Origin of the sequence: Moraxella sp. ZY210820 (genome assembly GCF_030674635.1) — a bacterium.
Lineage (GTDB): Bacteria > Pseudomonadota > Gammaproteobacteria > Pseudomonadales > Moraxellaceae > Acinetobacter.
Genome location: NZ_CP089978.1, coordinates 1,308,972 through 1,331,708, shown reverse-complemented (window position 1 = coordinate 1,331,708; position 22,737 = coordinate 1,308,972). Strand labels below are relative to the sequence as shown.

The window sequence follows — 22,737 nt, the reverse complement described above, 5'->3', positions numbered from 1 at the left end:
AACAAACCCTTATGAATGCTAGGTTTGATGTTGTTTAAATCCCATAAAAATAGGGGTTTGGAAAGAGATCTAATAAATGATAGGGGCGAATTTTTGGTTCTTATCATTTTATGGCACTCGGTAATGCCCTGTAATTTTAAAACGATATAAAATATCTTCTTCTTGAGTGCCACGTCCAATATTGTGGATAATTAAAGGTGTGCCATGCCATGTTTTTTTATCCGAAACTATACCGATATGCACTAAACCTTTACCTAAATCCCAAGTAACAATATCGCCAGCTAGATAACGTCCATCTTTAACTTCATAACCTTTACGCTGGAAATAAGTACGTAGATTGGGTACACGGCGATGGTCAATATTTTTATCAGTCGATTTTAGTCCCCATTTTTTAGGATAGGCACTAAAATTTTTCTTCATATCTTCATGAACTAATTGTTGTAAATCAATCTGTTGCTTGCGTAAAGCACGAATCACAACATCAGTACACACACCTTTAACAATTGGCACATCACCCATTGGATAGCTTAATTGGCTATAGGCAGGGTCATACATTAATGTTTGTCCAATTTGTGAGCGAGCATCTTTTACTAATTGTGTAGCTGAAATAGCCCATGCTGAAAAGCTAGGCATAGCTAACATAAGGGCAAGCGTGATGTGTGTAATTTTCATTGATTATTCCGATAAAATTAAACAAATATTAGTTTGTTTTTATCAATAATACGACTGCTGACGCAAAGACACCTTCTTGTCGTCCTGTAAAGCCGAGCTTTTCTGTCGTAGTAGCTTTTAAACTAATTTGTTCAATATCAATGCCTAATACATCAGCAATACTTTGACGCATTGCAACATTATGCGGAGCTAATTTAGGGCGTTCACAGGCTACCGTAATATCTGCATTATTGAGTTGGTAGCCATGTTGTTGTATAAGTTGATAAACATGTTTTAATAATACTCGGCTATCTGCTCCTTTATATTGTGGGTCAGTATCAGGAAAATGTTGTCCGATATCGCCTAAAGATAAAGCACCTAATAAAGCATCACTTAGTGCGTGCAATACAACATCACCATCTGAATGAGCTTTTAAGCCGTGTGTATGTGGGATTTGAACACCTGCTAATGTTACAAAATCGCCTTGTTCAAAGGCGTGTACATCTAAGCCTTGACCGATACGTAAAATAGGGAAAGTCATTATAATCTCTCATTTTAGATTTTAAACATTATAGCAAAAAAGTGTTGATGATAGTGATATTTTGCGATTATTAAGTTGCTTTTAACTTTTTTATCAGTTTTGTCAATAAAATAAAGGTAAAAATTGCATTAATGACTCCAACAATAATAAATAAAGTTGCAATTGATAATTTTAAAATGGTTAAAATAATAATTGCTATTATAGCAGAGCTGACCATAAAAATTGCATTGAGAATGTTATTAGCAGCAACAATTCTGGCACGATGACTACTTGGTGAAAAATGTTGCATCATGGTATAAAGTGGTACGATATAAAAACCACCTACGATGCCCAATAAGCTAATACTGATGAAACTATGATAATATACAGGAATTGATAGTACTTGATTTAAAGTGAGTAAGTTGCCTTGTGTAGGGTGAATCCATGATAAATTTAGTGGTAAATAAAATGATAATAATGATAATCCAATTGCACCGCAGGCGACTAATTTGATTAAATGCTGTGGACTTTTATTTTTACCTAAGCGTTCGCAAATAAATGAACCAATACCCACGCCAACCGAAAAACAGGTTAATAATAAACTTACGACACTTTCATTGCCATGTAGATAGATTTTAGTCATTTCAGAAATTTGCGTCATATAAGTTGCACCAAAAAACCAATACCAAGAATTACCAAACAAAATCAAAAAGATAATTGGTAAACTTTTGGCATAGGCGATGGTTTGCCAGCTAGTTTGAAAGAAATTCCAATTAATGATTAAGTCAGGTGCTGCAATTTTTTGTTTTAAAATCATACGACTAGATAGGTAGCCTGCAATTGCCACGATGATGACTCCTGTACTAATCATCCAAACTTGTCCTTTGGCAAAACTAATCAGCATGCCACCAATTAACATACCAAATAAAATGGCTAAAGATGTACCCGCTTGGAATACCGCATTACCTGAAATAAGTTCTTTTTCATTTAAAATTTCAGGTAAAATTGCATATTTAATGGGTCCAAAGAAAGTCGATTGTGTACCCATCAAAAAGAGTGCAAATAATAATATCCATACATTTGATAACAATAATCCTACAGTTGCAATTAGCATAATGATGATTTCGGAGAATTTTAATAAACGAATGAGATATGAACGTTCATAGCGGTCAGCAATTTGCCCAGCCGTTGCAGAAAAAATAAAATAAGGTAAAATAAATAATAATGAAGCTAAATTAGTCATTAAACTAACATTGTTAATATTGTGTAACCAGCCGTAGCTAATCATTAATAATAGCACTTGTTTAAAAATATTATCATTCAGTGCACCAAAAAATTGGGTAAAAAACATGGGCATAAAACGGCGTGTCATTAAAAATGAAGTGGTTTTATTGCTTGTGTTACGCATATTAAAATTTCCGTAGCTAGATGAATTTGTTACATAAAAAACGAGTTATTTTACATAAAATAGAGTATAATTCATTAGGTTAAATCAGGTTTTTACATGATTGTATTAAGATTAGATAAATCTTAAAAAAAGTCAAGTGTAATATAGCATAAACTGAGCTTATATCATTTTTTAATTTGTAGTAAATAATTCATTTTGGGTGGTTCAACAATGTTGATGGGTAAAATAGCAAAACAACAAAAAATATCCTATTTAGCATACAGTATTTTTGCTGTGATGTTTTGTTTGCCTACATCTGTTTTGGCACAAGAAGTAATTGAAAACACATCAATTGTATCACCTAAAGCTCAATCTATGGTGGAAAATAAGTTATCGAGTCAATCTGTGGTGCAAGAAGCACAAGCCATTTTAAAGCAACAACCTAAAATTGAGCCACTCACCTTTGATGATTTGGAGCATTACCAAACACAGGCTGATGTGGCGATGATGAATGAAATTTATCAAGTAGCAGAGCAAGCCAAAAAAGATGCGACAACGTGGCAAGCAACAGGGCAAACTACAACACAGCCATTACAAAAAAGTATGTTGGAGACTTTGCAGGAAGCACCATTAACTAAAATTGATGTGGAGCAATTCGCATCATCAGTCAATGTAACTGAATTAATGCAAAATATTCAACAAGATAGTCAGAATATTGTAGAACAAGTGGCAACAACCAATCAAATACTTGAGCAAGATGATATTTTTAAAGATAAAACGGATTTAGTGCTTGATGATGTGAATCAAGGTTCATGGTTTCAACGTTGGAAACGTCAGCGTAATATGCCTGAATTGAAAAAAGAGCAATACATTAAAGTTGAGGTTGAGAATGCAGATACATTGGAGTTAGGCGAAAATATTATTGCTACACTGGAAACTTTAACTGTAGATAGTGTTAAAGATTTTAATGTTATGCTACCACAAATGCGTAAACTTGCTAATGAAGCAGCACAAGCGATGGGGTATTATGACGTTGATTTTATTTTTACCCCAAGTGATGATTATAAACGTGTTAGCGTTAGATTAAAAAATCAAGAAAATGTTGTGCGTGTAAAAAGTCAAAATATTGACTTTATTGGTGCAGGCGAATCAGTTCCACAATTCCAAGTGATTAAAGTTATTCCTGATTTGGAAGAAGGTGATATTTTACATCATGGTAAATATGAAGAAACTAAAACACGTATTAACGATGCGGCAAGTAATAACGGTTTTTTTGATGCTTCTTGGTTATTGCATGATGTTAAAGTTGCTTTGCCTGAAAATACGGCAGATATTAATTTAAAATATGATACAGGCGAGCGTTATCAATTAGGAGATGTGCAATTTCGTATGAGTGATCCGAATAAGCCATTACCCATTGATGAGCGTATTTTACGGGAAATGATGACATGGCAGATTGGCGATAACTATGCACAATGGCGTATAAATTTATTTTCTAATTATTTGATTAACTCACGATTTTTTAATTCAGTTACAGTGAATGCTGTTACACCAGACCCTATTCAAAAAGAATTAGATTTACCTCCTGATATTTTGCTAGCCATTGAAAAACAAAAAGCAAATTTAAGTACGACTACACCTGTGAGTCATGTTGCAAATGTTGATGAAAGTCAATTTGCAGGGGTTAATGAAGAAAGTAAGACTGATGATACACAAACATCAAATGATGAAATATCACCACAGATTTTGCAAAGTGAAACATCAGCACAAACAATACAACAGGAACAAGAAGAAGACCGCTTAAAACAACAAGCACGAGAAACGAAGCAAATTCCTGTAATTGTTACTTTAAATGCTGATAAACCTAATAATATGGAAGTTGGTTTTGGTTATGGTACAGATACAGAATTTCGTACACGTATGCAATATCGCCGTGCATTTTTAAATCGCTATGGACATAGCTTACAGGGTAATATTGAATTGTCTAAAATTCGTCAAGCGGGCGAGTTGCGTTATAATATTCCTTATCATCATCCGATTAATCGTTATTTTGCTTTGGTTGGGGGATATGAGAGAGAAAGCGACCAAAGTTTAGGTAAAGGTTTAGAATTAATTACGGAAACAGCGATTGGTGGTGGAGATTTTATGCTCAAAAGCCAACGTTATGATGCATGGCAACATAGTTTTGGTTTACGTTATCGTTTAGACCGTTTGACTGTCAATGGTAATGTACATATTTTTGATATTCCACAGCGTTTTTTAATTGTGCGTACACCAAATCAGCAATCTTTATTGGCAAGTTATTCTGTATCGAAATTGACAGCCAACTCTCCGACTAATATTACACAAGGTTTGCGTCAGAGTTATAAAGTTCAATTAGGTAGTAAACATGCATTGAGTGATGCGAATATTGCTATTTTATCGGCAGGTTTAGGTTTTATTTATTCTTTTGGAACAAATAATAATCATCAGTTTGTAGGACGTGCCGATGCAAGTTATATGTTTACGGATGATTTTATTAGTGTGCCATATAATTTACGTTTCTTTACAGGTGGTGATCAAAGTATTCGTGGCTTTGACTATAAGAGTTTATCGCCGATGGAAGATGGTTTTAGAGTGGGTGGGCAGGCTTTAGCTGTTGGCTCAATGGAATATAATTATCAAGTTGCTGATGGTTGGCGTGTTGGTGTATTTTCTGATTTTGGTAATAGTTTTGATGCCAATTTTAAAAATCCAATGGCTTATAGTGTTGGCTTAGGAGTACGTTGGCAATCGCCTGTCGGTCTGATTCGTGTAGATTTGGCTTCTGGCATTTCTGATGATAATCACCCGATTCGTTTACATTTCTTTATTGGTTCGCCATTGCAATAATCAACATCATATCTTGAATAGGTTTTTAGTATGACAGCACAAACCAAGAATAAAAGTTTTCTGAAAAAAATCGTCATATTCACAGTTAGTATGTTGATATTATTAGTTTTATCGGTGCTGATTTTACTATCAACTGAAAGCGGAAACCGTTTTATTTTTAATCATTTGTTAAGCTCACAACAAATGATGACTTATCAATATAAAGGCGGTAATATCTGGACAGGCGTACAATTAGATGATTTTAGTTTAAAAGTTGATGAAACCGAAGTTCAAGTTGATACGGCAAAATTACGCTTAGGTTGGCGTTCTTTATTATTTACTCAGCAAGCTCATTTCTTAACTGCTGATTTAAATACTTTACGCATTATTAATATGTCTCCATCAGACGATACGCCATTTAGTTATGATGATATTCGTATGCCAATGACTTTACGTTTTGATCAAATAAATGCGAAAAACTTAGAAATCAAAACGCAAGGTGCAACGACTTATTTACATGATATTCAACTAAATCGAGCAATATGGCAAGATACACATTTAAGTTTTAAAAACAGTAAAGTAAATTTATATGGTGTATATGTTGAAGATGCAACAGGCTTTATTGATTTTACACAACAGGGGCAATATCCATTACAGCTTGATGCTGTCGTAGAATTGCCAAGTTTACATAGTATTAATATCAAAAAAATTAATGCTCATGTTACAGGTAGTCTAAAGGAAATGTATGGCGGTGTGGCGACTAAAACACCTGATTTATTAACAGGTTGGATTGTAGCTAATGTGATGGACGACCAAGTACCAATGCGTGGTGAGTTGCAATTTAAAAATTATCATCTACCATTTTTACAAGACGAAAAGTTATATGCTAAACAAGGTATAGCACGCTTTTATGGTAATGCTAATGGTTTCGATATAGAATTAGACACCGATTTAAAAGGTAAAAATGTTCCACAAGGACAATATAATGCACAAATGCATACTGATTTTATCAATCAGTTAGAAATTAAACATTTAACCAGTGATGTGATGGACGGACAAATTCAGCTTGCAGGTGTGCTTGATTGGCGTAATACAGATGATGTAATTTGGACAGCTCAAGGTTCATTTGACCATTTAAAAGTGCCAGAGGCTTTATTATCAAGTGATGTACAAGGTTTTTTACCACCATCATTGACAGGACAATTACAATCGCAAGGTTCATTAAAAGATGGTGTATCGACTAAAAATCATATCCAATTTGCTAATCAAGAGCAATGGACGGTCGATTTTCAGCAAAAAGATAACCCACGTCCAAAACAGATGATTCCACCTGTGTTAGCGGTATCATGGCAAAATGTCAATCGTGAAATGCCTTATATTACAGGTTTAAATAGTCCACAAGGTTTGGCAAATATTGTATTGGATAAGAAAACTAAGGTTGATGTTGATACACAATTAAAACCATTTAAAGATAGCTTTTTACCTGAAGGACATTATCAAGCACAATTAGTGATTGATGAACAGCAATTGAATGTGCCTAAATTGAACTATCAATTAGGCGATGCTCGTTTACAGGCAACGGCAAAAGTACAATTACCAAATCAAAAACAAGCGTTGAATTGGTCGGCACAAGTGCAAACTCACAAATTTAATCCGCAATTGGTGAATGAAAACATTTCTATTCAGCAATTAACAGGAACATTTGATGTGAGTGGTTATGCTAAAGATAATCATACACAAATTATTCAAACTAAAAATATGAATTTAACAGGGGTATTGGCACAAAGTTTACAGTCAGATATTGCGGAAGGTGTACAATTAACAGGCAATTCTACAACGGCTATTTTATTTTATGATGAAAAACAAGGCGGTGGTTTTAAAAGTTATGGCGTGCAATATGATGGTCATATGACGGCGATAAATACTAATCAACGTTATGTGAATGATGGTGTGATACAGTTAAAATTATCAGGAACACCTGAATATTTAGACATTGAAAACTTTTATCATCATGGAGCAGGTGGACGTATTCATACCACAGGTAAGATTAATTTTGCACAAGGTATTCGTTGGGATTTAAAATCAGCCTTGGTGCATTTTAAACCACATTATTTTTATGCAGGTGCAACAGGCGATATTTCTGGTCTGATTCAAACTCAAGGAGAATGGACAGATAAAGCTAAAAAAGTTGATATACATCAATTAGATATTGCTGGTATATTAAATGAACAGCCATTGCGTGGCGTGGGGCAATTATCAGTCGATTTATCACAATTAGATAAAGGCTTGAAACAGCAACAATTTAATGCTAATCAGTTAAGCATGAGTTATGCTAATAATCATTTACAAGTGTCGGGTAATCAAAATCATTTAGTTTTACGTGTGAAAGCACCTGCTTTAAATGCCTTACATTCTCAATTAAAAGGGACAATTTATGGCGATGTAATTTTACGCCGTGAACAACGTTTGCAATTAGAAAGTAAGTTAAATATTGATAATTTAGCATTTTCTGACATCTTTGCTGTGAAAAAGATGAAATTACAAGGTGAATTACCGATTTCTGAACAAACACCAAGTCAGTTGATACTTGATGTACAACAATTATCTGCCTTAGGTCGAAAGATTGACCAAGCTCAAGTGGATTTGACAGGAACATATTTAAGCCATGTACTCAAAATTAACAGTCAGCAGCCACGCTCTAAATTTTATATCCAGTTAGCAGGTGGTATTAACCAACAACGTCAATGGATTGGGCAAATTCAACAAGGTTCATTTAAATCGCCACGTATGCAATTGGTACAAAATCGTGCGGCAGACTTGGTGTATCATTTAGATAAAAAGAATTTAAAAATTGCCAAACATTGTTGGAATAATGTCAATAATCAGTTATGTTTTGATGAAGATATTACTGCAAGTCCAGAATCTGCAAATGTTTCATTAATGACTAAAAATATCTATATTCAAGATTTAGAAGCCTTTATTCCTGATGGCATGGAAATTACAGGACAATTGAATGGTTATGCCAAAGCGAGTTGGAAAAAAGGGCAAACACCAGAGTTAGATGCGCAATTATTTACCAAAAAAGGTGTGATTGGCTTGATGGGTGAACAGCCAAATGAACAAGGTACGGTATTGGCTTATGATGATTTAAGTTTGATTGCCAAAACCACACCACAAGGTTTGATGTTGCGTAGTAATATGAAAACGCCAAGCATTGGTAGTGGTTATGCTAATGTCTTAATTAAGCCTGATGTCAAAGGTATGCCAATGACAGGCGAAATTGCATTTGAACAAGTCAATGTACAATTATTGCGTCCGTTTATTGATGATGTACGTCAAATGGCAGGTAGTTTATCGATTGCAGGAAAAATTGATGGTACGATTACTGATCCACTATTTTATGGCGATATTCAGCTAAAAGATGGAGTATTTAGTCTTAATACTTTACCTGTTGATTTAAATAATATCGAGCTGTATATGGCGATTCGTCAAAATATTGCTACAATTAATGGGTTATTTAATAGTGGTAAAGGTCAAGCAACCATTACAGGCAATGCCGCATGGGGACAACAGCCATATTTACGCTTAAAAATGAAAGGCGATAATTTATTGGTTCGTCAAGCACCACAAATTATGGCGGCAGTAAATACGGATATGAATTTGGAAATTTTACCATTAAAACAACGTATTAATGTGAATGGTAAAGTACATATTCCACGTGCATTAATTAATATGCCAGAAAGTTCGGCAACAGCTGTGCCTGTGTCATCTGATGTGCGTGTTGTGCGTAGCGACCAAGTGCAGAAAACATTAGCAAAAGCCAAAGCATGGGATATTAATGCTAATATTGGTTTAACTTTAGGTGAACAAATTATTTTCCAAAGTTTTGATGCACGTATTCCATTGGCTGGAAAATTAGATTTAACTCAACGTGGTACACAAATTGCTATGCGTGCTACAGGTGCGATTGGTAGTACACGTCAAGTCCAAATTAGTGCTTATGGACAAACTTTAAACTTAAGTCGAGCGATTGCACGTTTTAATGGAGCATTAATTAATCCAAGTTTAGACATTAATGCGAGTAAAAATATTCAAGGCGATACGGTTGGCGTGCGTGTGTTAGGTACAGCATTATCACCAAATATTCAAATTTATAGTGATACGGGTCTGTCGGAACAACAAGCGTTAAATGCATTATTGACAGGGAGTATTAGTGATACTGCAAGTACGAGTACCACAACAGAAGGTTTTAAATCTGATGTCAATAATGCTATTGCAGCAGCAGGGATTAGCATGGGCTTAGGTGGTACACGTGCTTTAACCAATCAGATTGGACGAGCATTTGGTTTGAGCGGTTTAGCTTTAGATGCACAAGGTTCTGGTGATGATACGCAAGTAAGTTTAACAGGTTATATTACCCCTGATTTATATATCCGTTACGGTGTAGGGGTATTTAGTCCTGTAAATAAGTTATCCGTACGTTATCAAATTAATCGACGTCTCTATTTAGAAGCAAGTCAAGATACTAAACGTGCGATTGATTTGTTCTATAATTGGCGTTTTTAGTGTGATAAATAGCATTAAATTTATGCAATTGTAGTTTTTTGTATCTAAAAAAACTGAATAATTGATTGTTTTTGCCCTGTTGTCGCAAAAATAAATCATTAAAATATTGTGATATGCTTGAAAATATCCGACAATGAACAGGTTTGAAATTTTCTATATGTAAAGGTATGTTTTATGTCTCGTTTGGCAATTCGTTTTCAACAGTTAAAGCAACAAAATCGTAAAGCCTTAGTGTCTTATATTATGGCAGGAGATCCACAACCACAAGTAACAGTACCTTTGTTACATCAAATGGTTGAAGCTGGGGTTGATGTGATTGAACTAGGTTTACCATTTTCAGATCCAATGGCAGATGGTCCTGTGATTGCTTTGGCTGCTGAGCGTGCATTGGCAGGTGGGACAAATACACTTGATGCGTTAGCGATGGTTAAACAATTTCGTGAGCAAGATAGTCAAACACCTGTGGTGTTGATGGGTTATCTCAATCCGATTGAAGTGATTGGCTATGAAAAATTTGTTAATATTGCAGTAGAAAGTGGGGTAGATGGTGTATTATTGGTTGATTTACCGCCTGAAGAATCGGCTGATTTTAATGCACTTTTAAAGCAACATGATTTAGACCAAATTTTCTTGCTTGCACCAACATCAACAGACCAACGTATTCAAGATGTAGTCAAACATGGGCGTGGATTTATCTATTATGTGTCCTTAAAAGGTGTTACAGGCTCTAGTCGTTTAGATGTTGTAGAAGCAGGACAACGTATCGCCAAAATCAAATCTTATACCGATGTTCCTGTTGGGGTAGGTTTTGGTATTAATGATGCAAAATCAGCACAAGCGATGGCACAAGTTGCAGATGCGGTCATTGTAGGTAGTGCATTAGTCAAACCTTTTGCCACTTTGGATATTGAGCAAGCAACGGTACAAACAATTAATAAAGTGAAGGAGCTTCGAGTTGCACTCGATGAAATAGTATGAGTGAAGCAAAACCAAATTTAACAGTGAGTACGCCGTGGTTTGAGCGTGATATTCCAAGTGTTGCATTAAAAAATGTTGCACCAGAAATTGAGTTGCCAACAAATAGTGAACCACTCATTGAATGTCCTGAATGCAAGGCTACAGGTACTGAACAGCAAGTGATTGAAAGTCTTTATGTTTGCCCATTTTGTAACTTTCATGGTGTAATGAAAGCAAGACACCGTCTTGAATGGTTTTTAGATGAGGTACAACAAGAATTAGGACAACAATTTACCGCAAAAGACCCTTTAAAATTTGTTGATTCTAAGCCTTATCCTGAACGTATGCAAGAAGCACAGCAAAAGACAGGAGAGACTGAAGGCTTAGTGGTTATGCAAGGTTTATTAAAACAAATGCCTGTAGTTGCTTGTGCATTTGAATTTGATTTTATGGGAGGGTCAATGGGAACTGTGGTCGGTGACCGTTTCGTACAAGCAGCTGAATATGCCTTAGAACATCGACAACCCTTGATTTGTTTTGCTGCGTCTGGCGGGGCGAGAATGCAAGAAGGTATGTTGTCATTAATGCAAATGGCACGCACATCAGCAGCGATTAAGCGTTTGAAAAATGCTAAAATTCCATATATTGTGGTCTTAACGCACCCTGTTTATGGTGGGGTAACAGCATCTTTAGCTATGTTGGGCGATTTACATTTGGCTGAACCAAAAGCAATGATTGGTTTTGCTGGTAAACGTGTGATTGAACAAACTGTGCGTGAAAAACTTGATGAGCCATTCCAACGTGCTGAATATTTGGTTGAGCATGGCGTGGTAGATAAGATAGTACATCGACATGAGCTTAAAGAAACTGTACATCGTTTATTGTCTAAATTAATGAATATTCATGTATAATGGATTATCATGATTGATAATCATTTGAAATACGAACAATAAAAAGCTGGGTTAAACCTAGCTTTTTTGTCTAATTTAAGCTATGATATTTTAACCCTACCCATGTGAAGATGTTGAAATTGAATACATTATCTATTCCAAGTGTTAATGATAGTTTGCTAACATGGCTTAATTATTTAGGTCAAATCCATGTAACAGGAATTGATTTAGGTTTAGAGCGTGTACAACCTGTTGCTGAATATTTAAAGGTTACTCAGCCAAATGCAAAAGTGATTACAGTAGCAGGAACAAATGGTAAGGGTTCAACTACAACAACAATTGCTAGTATTTTAACACAACAAGGCTATCGTGTTGCTTTATATCAATCACCACATATTTACCGTTTTAATGAACGAGTTAAAATCAATGGGATAGAAGTTGCTGATGATATCTTGGTACAGGCTTTTGTACAAGTTGAGCAAGCACGTCAAGCCTGCGGTTTGAGTTTATCCTTTTTTGAAGCAACAACATTAGCGAGTTTTTTAATATTCAAGCAACAAAATTGTAATGTTTGGGTGTTGGAAGTAGGTTTAGGTGGGCGTTTAGATGTAGTTAATGTGATTGCACCTGATGTTGCTGTTATTACCAATATTGGTATCGACCATGTCGATTGGTTAGGGGATAACATTGAGCAAATTGCTTATGAAAAAGCAGGGATTATTCGTGCAAATATTCCTGTAGTCTTTGCTGGGGAACAAGTGATTCCACAAGCAATTATCGATAAGGTTGAACAATGTCATGCCTCTTTATATGCGGTCAATCGTGATTATTTTATACAACAATATGCTGATAGATGGCAGTTATCTACTTCGGGTATGACATTAAGTCTACCTTATGCCTCATTGGCAATACAAAATGTGGCTGCTGCAGTCAATGCGATATTATTAAGTGGTTTGGCAGTGAGTGAAACAGCCTTACAACAGGGTATTATGCAAGCTAAATTATCAGGACGTTTTGAAATTCGCCAAGTCGATGGAAAAACGGTAATTTTTGATGCAGGGCATAATCCACATGGTATTGATTTTTTACGAAAACAGTTGCAAAACTATTTACAACAAAATACACAATATCGTGAAGTTGTGGTTGTATTTTCAATGTTAGTTGATAAAGATATTCAAAGTGTAGTAAATGATTTAAAAACTGATATCGTACATTGGTATATTGCACCTTTAAATGTACAACGAGCTGCGAGTGAGCAACAATTATTAACTACACTAGATGGGCAAAATGTAACAACATTGCCAAGTATTCAACAAGCCTTTGAATTGGCGTTATCTCAACTGCAAACACATCAAATTATGTTGGTGTGTGGTTCATTTCATACGTTAGAAGCGATTTGGGAACATTTGAATCATGAATAAAAAACAAATATTAGGCGGTGTATTATTACTCGGTGGTGGTATTCTCGTTGCCATACTCGGGCAAAGTGTGAGTAAAAAAGAACTATCTCCACAGGCTGTATCTCCAAGTGGTATCATTAGTTCGAGCGAACAAAATCAAATTCCTGAGTCAGAGCAAGTGAAACCAGTTGAGTTACAAGAATTAAAGGCTGATGATACTACAGTTCAACAGCAATTAAATGAACAAAATATGGCTCGTGTACAACAACAAGCTGATGAATTTGCACGTCAGCAACAAGCAATACAACAGCAACAACAGGCTGAACAATTGCAAACACGTCAAACAGAAGTTGAAGCTCAGCAAAAGCAGGTATATGAAGAAATAACACCAGAACAAGATGCTGCAATACAACGTCAAGCACTAGCTGAACAACGTAGAGCTGAACAAACTGAAATTAAGCGTCAGCAGGCACAAGAAGCTAAGCGTAAAGCGGAGCAAGAACAAGCCAAACAACGTCAGGCTGAACAAGAGCGTAAACGTGAACAAGAGCAAGTAAAACGTAATACTGAGCAAGAAGAACGTAAGCGTTTACAACAAGAAGAAGCAAGAAAACGTAAAGCTGAACAAGAACGTAAACGTGAGCAAGAACAGGCAAAACGTAAGGCTGAAGCAGATAAGAAAAAATCAAATACAGATAAACGTCAATGGATGGTACAAATTTCGTTGGCAAAAGATACAGCAAGTGCAAATAAACAAATTGCACAATTGCGTGCGAATGGTTATCGTGTAACCACAAGTCCAACATCAAAAGGTTTACGTATTATGGTTGGTCCACATAAAGATAAAGCAAGTGCAGAAGCAACGCGTCAAAAAATTATATCAAATGCAAATTTGAATATGAAGTCTGCTTGGGTACATGGTTGGGTACCATTAAAAGACCGTTAAATGTCAGTTAAAATAAATTAAAGCTATACTTGATTGTATGGCTTTTTTATGTTGAGTTACAATAATATTTTTCTTTTTATAATAATATCAGGTACAATAATGTCATGTAAAAATCGAGAGTTTTATGATGAGTCTAGTAAAAAAATATTTGGCAGGTGCAATATTCTTGTTGATGGCAAATGGTGCATTTGCCAATGGTCTAGTTCTAAATCAAGCCGAGTTACGCCAAGATTTAAACTGGTTACAACAACAAGGTGTTATTCAAATTAGTACATCTACATGGCCGTTATCACATAATGAAATCGAGCGTGCATTAAGCAATGCTAAAGCGAATGATAGTACTCAACATGAAGTGATTGAGCGTGTGCGTCAAGCATTAATCAATGAAAATAGTATGTTTAAAGCAGGTTTGTCATTACAATCTGAAGAGAAACCTTTAGCACATCAATTTGGTGATAATAGCTATGCTCAATATAGTGCGTTTACTGAAGCAAATGCAGGTGGTGAACATTGGGATATTAAATTGCGTGTAACTGCAGAAAAAGACAGTGAAATTGGCAATAAAAAAAATGATGTTAATGTAGATGGTTCATATATTGCGGGGCAAGCATTTAATCAATGGTTAGTGGCGGGTCAAATTCCAACGTGGTGGGGGGCAGGTCATGAGGGTAGTTTAATTCGTGGTGATGCCAGCCGTTCGGTTGTGGGCGTAACCTTACAACGTGATAAACATCAAGCCTTTGAAACAGAATGGTTATCTTGGATTGGTGATTGGCAATATCAAATTTTTGCAGGTCAATTACGAAATTATAAAGCTGTACCCGATGCGAAGTTAATTGGTATGCGTGTAACGGCTCAGCCAACACCTTATCTTGAATTAGGTTTTTCGCGGACTTTACAATGGGGTGGGGAAGGTCGTCGCCAAACAGCAAGTGATTTAATGAAAGCCTTAGCAGGTAATCAAGATAATGTTTATAATGGGCAATATGACCAGTCAAACCAAATTGCAGGTTTTGATGGACGTTTATCTTTAGGACATATAGTTGATGTGCCTGTGAGTGTTTATGCACAATATGTGGGTGAAGATGAAGCTAACTTCTTACCATCAAAGAAAATGTATTTATCAGGTTTAGATTATTCATCAAGCTATAATAAAATGCCATATCAAGTGTATGCAGAATGGGCGGATACACGTACCAATATGAAAACACGTGGTATCAGTTATGAGCATGGTACGACATATAAAGATGGTTTCTATCAACAAGGTTATCCTTTGGCTTATCCTTTAGGTGGTGATGCACAATCTGTATCTTTAGGTGGTCATATACATATTGATAAAATGAATAGTGTATCTGGTCGTATGATGTTTGCAAAATTAGACAAAGCTCGTGCAACCAGTCGCCAAAATAACTATGCTTTTCCAAATCAAGATAACTTAAAATCAGTTGAAGTAACTTGGACACATCGTATTAAACCAACAATTCCATTAAAATTGAATGCTTGGTTGAGTGATTCAGATGTGCATGGTCAAGATGGTGGTTTAGGTATGCAGGTTGAATTACCATTAGATAAGAATACTTTTGGATTAAAATAAGTATCTATTATCTAAATCTGATCCATAAAAATTTCCCCCTTTTAATAGTTAAAAGGGGGAAATTTGATTGAGTGTTTTAATACTCGGTTAATCTACTTTTTTATGAATATCTGCACTACTTGGCTGATGATGACGTTCATCAGTCTGATAAACTTTTATACCGCCACCAAGTGTTTTATACAGTTCAATTTGATTATTTAAATTAGCTTGATAAACCACTAATAAACTTTGTTCCGCACTATAAGCCGAACGTTGTGCATCAAGGACATTTAAATAACTATCAATGCCTGCATTAAAACGAGCTGTTGAAAGTTTGTAATTCACGCCTGTTGCTTCAACTAAACGTTGTTGAGCATTCATGCGGTCGATAATAAAGGCACGAGTCGCTAAAGCATCATTCACTTCTTTAAACGCATTTTGAATGGCTTTTTCATAATTGGCTAAAGCGATTTGTTGGTCAGTTTCAGCAATTTTGATATTAGCTTTGCGTGTTCCCCAGTCAAAAATTGGTAATTCAAGACTTGGACCAACTGACCATAAAAATGCACCCGATTTAAATAAATCACTTAAATCGGTAGAAGCTAAACCAGCAGTCCCTGTAAGACGGATACTTGGATAAAGTCGAGCTTTTGCTGCACCAATATTTGCACCCATAGCACTCAGTTGATATTCAGCAGCACGTATATCAGGACGATTGTTAAGTAAATCACTTGGCAAACCTGTACCTAAAACTTGTGCTTTAGTGATATTTTTAACCGCAGTTTTCGCTAATAATTCATCAGCTACAGGTTGCCCAACCAATAAATCCAAAGTATTTTTGGCTTGAGCAACTTGGGTCTGATAAGTTGCTACATCATTACGAGCAGTTTCCACAGAAATTTGCGACTGACGTAATGGAATTTCACTGGCAATACCTGCTTTAAAGCGTTTTTGGTTTAGGTTATAACTTTCTTGCTGTGCTTTAAGCGTTTGTTGAGCCAATGTTAAACGTGCATTGGCATAAGCATAATTAAGCCATGATTGTGCAATTTGACTAATTAAGCTAATTTGAGTTGCATCTTTTGAGCTTTGTGTTGCAAGATAGCTGTCGAGAGCAGCATCTTTTAAGCTCCGTACACGTCCCCAAAAGTCAAGCTCGTATGATGTAACACCAAGACCAACACTATAGCTTGTAATAGCTTTTGGTGTACTCGCATTATCTTGACGGATAATACTACCACTTGCACCAATGGTCGGTAATTCATTATTTTCAGCAATACGATATTGTTGCTGTACTTTTTGAATATTTAAGGTTGCGACACGCATATCACGATTATTTGCTAATGCTAAATCAATGATTTTAATTAAACGTTCATCAGCAAAAAAATCTTTATAACCTAGTTCTGCTAATGATGGATAATCGCCTGCTTGCGGTAGCGTGTTAAATTGAGTTTCAATATTTGGTTGAGCGACTGGCTCAGTCCCACGCATGGTCTGACATGCAGTCAGAGCCAATGCGAGAACTGAGATTGCAAAACCACGAGCGAGATTAAAGCTGTGTTGTTGCATTATAAATGTTTCTCCTGTTGTGGTTTTGCTTTGTATTTAAAGATACTACGCACGATGACAAAGAATACTGGAATAAAGAAAATCCCGAGTACAGTAGAACTTAATACGCCACCAAGTACCCCATAACCCACAGAATGCTGTGCGGCAGCACCTGCACCAGACGCAATCGCTAATGGTAATACACCAAAACCGAATGCCAATGTGGTCATGATAATTGGACGTAAACGCATTTTTGATGCATGTAGTGTTGCTTTGATTAAATCTTCGCCTTGCTCTTGCAATTCTTTTGCAAATTCAACAATCAAAATCGCATTTTTAGCGGCAAGACCAATTACGGCAACAATCGCAACGGTAAAGTAGATATTATTCCCCACATTTTGGAAATCTTTGGTAATAATCATCACAGCGAAAGTGAGAATAAATGAACCTAATACACCAATTGGAATAGAGAGCATCACTGAGAATGGTACAGACCAACTTTCATACAATGCTGCCAAAATTAAGAACACCATTAAACCAGCTAACGCAAATACAATCATTTTTTGTGAGCCAGCTTCTTGTTCTTCAAGTGATAAACCAGTCCATTCATAAGCAAAGCCATTAAAGCCTAACTCAGGTAATTTATCGGCAAAACCTTCAATGGTTTTCATGGTTTCACCAGTACTCATCATACCTACCGCTTCAAGGGTAATTGATGATGAACCATTATAACGTTTTAAGCCTAGTGAACCATGCTCCCAATGTCCAGTCGCAAATGCAGAGAATGGAATCATTTCACCTGATGAATTACGCACATACCATTTATTTAAATCTTCAGGCATCATACGTCCATCAGTATCTGATTGTACATAGACTTTTTTCACACGACCACGGTCAATAAAATCATTGACATAAGAGCCAGCCCAAGCAATACCCATAGTACGGTTAATATCGCTTAAACTTACACCCATTGAACCTGCTTTTTCTTGGTCAATGATGACTTTGTATTGTGGTGCAGTATCTTGAGATGTTGAATGGCTAAACACAAAACGTTTATCTTGAGAAATCATTTTTAAGATTTCTTTACTGGCTAAGTCAAGTTTTTCAGGTCCATTGGCATTGACATCTTTTAATACAAATTGTACACCTGTAGAGTTACCTAATTCTAACATTGCAGGTAATTGCATAGGGAAGACTAATTCTGCTTCAGGAATTGCGTTTAATGACATTGCACGTTGAACGAGAGCAGGACTTTGCAGTTCAGGCGTTGTACGCTGTTCCCAATCTTTAAGACGGACGAAAGCCATACCCTGATTCTGTCCGCCACCACCAAATGAGAAACCAGATACACTAAATACTGACTCCACCATATCTTTTTCTTTGTTCATATAGTAGTCAGCGACTTGATCCACCACTTTTTCAGTACGCTCCATAGATGAGTTTACTGGGAGTTGAATCAAGGTCATAATCATACCTTGGTCTTCTGTTGGTAAGAATGATGATGGTAAACTTTTACCTAGAAAACCTAAGATACCACAGAAAACTACAAAAATAGCGACTGAAACCCAACGCCCCATTTTAGAGATCATTTTACCAACGCTACGTTGATAGAGCGATGCTGTTGCATCAAATGCACGGTTAAAGCCATGGAAGAATTTTGCAATTGGATTATTGCTTGGTTTTTTATTTGGGTCATGCTGTTTGAGCATGGTTGCACATAAGGCAGGGGTAAAGACAATCGCAATCAGTAATGATAATAACATCGCAACAATCAAGGTAATTGAGAATTGACGATAAATCACTCCTGATGTACCACCCATAAATGATAATGGAATAAATACTGCTGAAAGTACAGATGTAATACCGACTAGTGCACCAGAAATTTGCCCCATTGATTTTTCGGTTGCAGTTACTGGGTCAAGATGTTCTTCGACCATAATACGTTCAACGTTTTCTACCACGACAATCGCATCATCGACCAGAAGACCAATCGCTAGTACCATCGCAAACATGGTGAGTGTATTGATACTAAAGCCAAATAAGTTGATGACCGCAAATGTACCAAGTACCACCACAGGCACGGCAAAAGTTGGAATAATGGTTGCACGCCAGTTTTGTAAGAATAAAAACATTACCAAGAAGACGAGAATAACCGCTTCAATAAGTGTTTTTACTACCGCTGAAATCGAACGCTCAACAAAAGGCGTAGTATCATAAGCCACTTCATCTTTTAAACCAGTTGGATAGTTTTTACGCAAATTGTTTAAAACTTTTTCCACACGTTTTGCAGTTTCTAGAGCATTTGCACCTGTCGCCAAACTAACAGCAAGACCACCTGCAGGTTTACCATTGTATTTAGAAACCACATCATAACTATCAGAGCCTAATTCCACACGAGCCACGTCTGATAAACGTACAATCGAGCCATTTTGTGAATTTTTTAAGATGATATTACGGAATTGTTCTGGAGTTTGTAATAAACTTTGAGCGGTTACTGTCGCATTGATGGCTTGTCCTTCACGAGAAGGCAATGCACCAATTTGACCGACTGCCACTTGTGTATTTTGTGCTGAAATCGCATTAGATACATCAAGCGGTGTTAGGTTAAAATTAGCTAATTTGGCAGGGTCTAACCAAATTCGCATCGCATACGAACCACCAAATACACGTACGGAACCAACGCCTTCTACACGACTAAGCTGTTCTGAAATATTAGACGCAACATAGTCTTTAATATCGGCATCAGACATACTACCATCTTCAGAGTAGAATGCTAATACTTGTAAAAAGCTTGGATTACCTTTACTTACTGTAATACCACGTCTTTGTACATCTTGTGGCAGTAGTGGTGTTGCTGACTGTAATTTATTTTGTACTTGGACTTGAGCCATATCAGGGTCAGTACCTTGTTGGAAATATACAGTGAGCTGTGATGAACCATTGGTACTATTACCTTCAATATAACGCATACCATCGAGACCAGTCATTTGCTGTTCGATAATTTGTGTTACAGTTTTTTCCACAGTATCCGCAGATGCACCTGCATATACGGCATTGATTTGGATTTGCGGTGCGGCGATTTTTGGATATTGTGCTACAGGCATATTTTTTAAAGTCAGAATACCTGCGAACATAATAATTAACGCAATCACCCACGCAAAAATGGGGCGATGAATAAAAAACTTAGCCATACATCATCACCTATTGTGTAGATTTTTCATCGTTAGATGTATTATCTGTCGATTTATTGTTTGATGGTGTAGTGGTTGCTGTGGTTTGTTCGCCAGTTTTGTTCACTGATTCATTTGATGATTCTGTTGTTGTTGCAGATGTATCTTTATTTTCAATAGGTGTTGGAGTAGTTGTTGCTGGTGCTAATTCAGCTAAAGATGTCAAATTTGCTTTTACAGTATCACCAGCTTTAATTTTGGCAATACCAGTAACAATTACCTTATCGCCATCTGCTAAACCTTGAGTAACAATCCAATTTGTACCCTGTGTTCCTGAAGTTTCCACTTCACGAGCTACAACTTTAGACTCATTATTGACAACCATAATCACGGCTTTCCCTAAAGGATTACGTGTTAATGCGGTTTGTGGAACTAGATAGGCATGATTGAGTACGCCTTGCGAAATTTTGGCTGTGGCATACATACCCGGTAATAAGATATGCTGTGGATTTGGGAAAATCGCACGCAATGTTACTGCACCTGTCGCTTCATTAACAGTTGCTCCTGCAAATGCCAGTTTACCTTCTAGTGGATAAGTACTACCATCTTCTAAAGTTAATTTAACGTTTGCATTACCATTATAATTAACATTACCTTGAGCAATTTCACGGCGTAAACGCAATAAATCAGCACTTGATTGGGTAATATCAATATAAATTGGGTCTAAACGTTGTACAGTAACTAAGGCATCACCTTGACCGTTTGTAACTAATGCACCAACTGTAACGTTAGACTCACCAACACGTCCAGAAATAGGTGAACGAATGGTTGAGTAACCTAAATTCACTTCAGCACTTTTTAAACTTGCTTTGCTTGCAGCTAAGTCTGCTTCAGCTAAACGCACTTGAGCCACAATATCATCATATTCTTGTTTAGAAATTGCATTAGTTCCAACCAATTGACGATAACGATTTTCTTTGGTGCGTAAAGCATTCAAATTGGCTTGACTACGTAGTACAGCAGCGTGTGCATTTTCAGCACTTGCACGGTTGGTACGAGAGTCTAACTCATATAAAGCTTGTCCTGCTTTAACAAAACTACCTTCAGCAAAAAGACGTTTTAAAATAACACCTGTAGCTTGTGGACGAATTTGTGCGACTTCATAAGCACTGGCACGACCTTTTAATTCGGTAAAATTTTCAATCGTTTGTGCTTGGGCAACAATAACTCCAACTTCAGGTGCTGGCTTCTCAGCAGTTGTTGCAGTTTGAGCATCTGTTTTACTTTCTTTATCGCCGCAGCCAACTAAGGCTAAACTCACGGCTAATGCACAGGCAGTGAGTATAGGAGATGGACGTTTTATCATAAAAACCTCATGGATATATCATTTTTATCTAAATATACATTTATAATAATAAACTGTATGTCTAGTACTAGTTGGTGTTATTGTACTTTTTGGTATTAAAATATGCAAGCAAATATAAGTAAATTACTAAAGATTTATTGTGTAAATTTTGTATAATAGAATTGCATATTTTTGTACATTAACTTCATAATATCAGCATAATTCATAATATTTAGTTTATTAGAAATGACTACACAGATTATTTTAAAACAACTTGATGAAATTTATCCATCATCGGAGCTAAAAAATCCAATATCACGCCGTGAATATCAACAACAACGTAAACAAGCTATACGTCAATATCGTGAGCAACAAATTTTACATTACTTACAGCAAGATGATGTTCAATTTATGACCGATGATTATGGTAAACCTTATATTGTTGGGCAAAGAATTGCTTTTAATCATAGTCATAGTTCAGATTTATCTGCTTTGTTGATTAGTGATGAATTACAAGATATAGGTATTGATATCGAACAATTACAGCGTAAAGTGCGTTTTGAAGCAATGGCACAACATTGTTTTCATGATGATGAATATCAAGCATGGCAGACACAGGGAAAAATCTCTGCTCATTGGTTTAAAATTTGGACAGTTAAAGAAGCAGTTTTAAAAGCGAGTGGTTTGGGGATTCGTATTAATTTAAATCAATTAAATACACAAATTCAAAGGGATACACAATGGGGTATGGTATACCATGAAAAAATTGGCTATTTTAGATTTTATTGTACACCTTGTAGTCTTTTATCGGCACATGGCAAAATTGATTTTATGTTGGCGATAGCATGGCGAGTTATTAATCATGATATAGATGATGTACAGAATAATCAACTAAAATGGACGATGGTTTACGCTCGTCATGTTTAATATGAAC

14 protein-coding genes are annotated in these 22,737 nt (G+C 36.1%); 8 read left to right on the top strand and 6 right to left on the bottom strand.

Translation table 11 applies throughout. From position 1 onward, the window contains the following. Nucleotides 1-108: 108 nt before the first annotated feature. The 3 genes from LU301_RS06685 to LU301_RS06675 form a co-directional block, all read right to left on the bottom strand. Nucleotides 109-642 carry a DUF1287 domain-containing protein gene (locus LU301_RS06685; protein ID WP_370692248.1) on the bottom strand — a complete coding sequence of 178 codons (534 nt, stop codon included), beginning with the start codon at nucleotides 640-642 and terminating at the stop codon, nucleotides 109-111. Nucleotides 643-700: 58 nt separating this feature from the next. Next, nucleotides 701-1,192, bottom strand: a complete 492-nt coding sequence (ispF, locus tag LU301_RS06680) for a 2-C-methyl-D-erythritol 2,4-cyclodiphosphate synthase (RefSeq protein WP_305268909.1) — start codon at nucleotides 1,190-1,192, stop codon at nucleotides 701-703. Nucleotides 1,193-1,262: 70 nt separating this feature from the next. Further along, the gene (locus LU301_RS06675; protein ID WP_305268907.1) at nucleotides 1,263-2,579 is read right to left on the bottom strand and encodes an MFS transporter; all 1,317 of its coding nucleotides are present in this window, start codon (nucleotides 2,577-2,579) and stop codon (nucleotides 1,263-1,265) included. Nucleotides 2,580-2,789: 210 nt separating this feature from the next. Here LU301_RS06675 and LU301_RS06670 point away from each other — a divergent pair, with 210 nt between their 5' ends. The 7 genes from LU301_RS06670 (at nucleotide 2,790) to LU301_RS06640 (ending at nucleotide 15,761) form a co-directional block, all read left to right on the top strand. Next, the gene (locus tag LU301_RS06670) at nucleotides 2,790-5,429 is read left to right on the top strand and encodes an autotransporter assembly complex protein TamA (protein WP_305268904.1); all 2,640 of its coding nucleotides are present in this window, start codon (nucleotides 2,790-2,792) and stop codon (nucleotides 5,427-5,429) included. Between the two features lie 30 nt (nucleotides 5,430-5,459). Further along, complete coding sequence (locus LU301_RS06665) at nucleotides 5,460-9,974, top strand: translocation/assembly module TamB domain-containing protein (RefSeq protein WP_305268902.1); 4,515 nt, start codon at nucleotides 5,460-5,462, stop codon at nucleotides 9,972-9,974. Nucleotides 9,975-10,148: 174 nt separating this feature from the next. Then, on the top strand, nucleotides 10,149-10,952 hold the full coding sequence (gene trpA, locus LU301_RS06660; protein WP_305268899.1) for a tryptophan synthase subunit alpha: 804 nt from the start codon (nucleotides 10,149-10,151) through the stop codon (nucleotides 10,950-10,952). Continuing rightward, a complete protein-coding gene (gene accD, locus LU301_RS06655) occupies nucleotides 10,949-11,842 on the top strand; it encodes an acetyl-CoA carboxylase, carboxyltransferase subunit beta (RefSeq protein WP_305268895.1) in 894 nt (297 codons plus the stop codon). The genes trpA and accD overlap by 4 nt, the downstream gene beginning before the upstream one ends. Before the next feature lie 119 nt (nucleotides 11,843-11,961). Continuing rightward, entirely contained in the window at nucleotides 11,962-13,242 is a 1,281-nt protein-coding gene (gene folC / locus LU301_RS06650; protein ID WP_305268892.1) for a bifunctional tetrahydrofolate synthase/dihydrofolate synthase, read from the top strand. Continuing rightward, nucleotides 13,235-14,167 (top strand): SPOR domain-containing protein, encoded by a 933-nt coding sequence (locus LU301_RS06645; RefSeq protein WP_305268888.1) that lies wholly within the window; start codon nucleotides 13,235-13,237, stop codon nucleotides 14,165-14,167. Before folC ends, LU301_RS06645 begins: the two co-directional genes overlap by 8 nt. Before the next feature lie 124 nt (nucleotides 14,168-14,291). After that, the gene (locus tag LU301_RS06640) at nucleotides 14,292-15,761 is read left to right on the top strand and encodes a capsule assembly Wzi family protein (protein ID WP_370692184.1); all 1,470 of its coding nucleotides are present in this window, start codon (nucleotides 14,292-14,294) and stop codon (nucleotides 15,759-15,761) included. 87 nt (nucleotides 15,762-15,848) lie between these two features. Here the strand turns inward: LU301_RS06640 and adeC are convergent, their stop codons facing one another. Genes adeC through LU301_RS06625 form a run of 3 tightly spaced genes read right to left on the bottom strand, consistent with a single transcriptional unit; the run spans nucleotide 15,849 to nucleotide 21,824 of the window. Then, nucleotides 15,849-17,309, bottom strand: a complete 1,461-nt coding sequence (adeC, locus tag LU301_RS06635) for an AdeC/AdeK/OprM family multidrug efflux complex outer membrane factor (RefSeq protein ID WP_305268886.1) — start codon at nucleotides 17,307-17,309, stop codon at nucleotides 15,849-15,851. Then, on the bottom strand, nucleotides 17,309-20,479 hold the full coding sequence (locus LU301_RS06630; RefSeq protein ID WP_305268884.1) for an efflux RND transporter permease subunit: 3,171 nt from the start codon (nucleotides 20,477-20,479) through the stop codon (nucleotides 17,309-17,311). Before LU301_RS06630 ends, adeC begins: the two co-directional genes overlap by 1 nt. A 10-nt stretch (nucleotides 20,480-20,489) precedes the next feature. Continuing rightward, nucleotides 20,490-21,824, bottom strand: coding sequence for an efflux RND transporter periplasmic adaptor subunit (locus tag LU301_RS06625; protein ID WP_305268882.1), 1,335 nt, complete (start codon nucleotides 21,822-21,824; stop codon nucleotides 20,490-20,492). A 225-nt stretch (nucleotides 21,825-22,049) separates the two neighbouring features. Here LU301_RS06625 and LU301_RS06620 point away from each other — a divergent pair, with 225 nt between their 5' ends. Then, nucleotides 22,050-22,730: a 4'-phosphopantetheinyl transferase family protein gene (locus LU301_RS06620; protein WP_305268880.1), complete on the top strand. Its 681-nt coding sequence runs from the start codon at nucleotides 22,050-22,052 to the stop codon at nucleotides 22,728-22,730. Nucleotides 22,731-22,737: the final 7 nt, after the last annotated feature.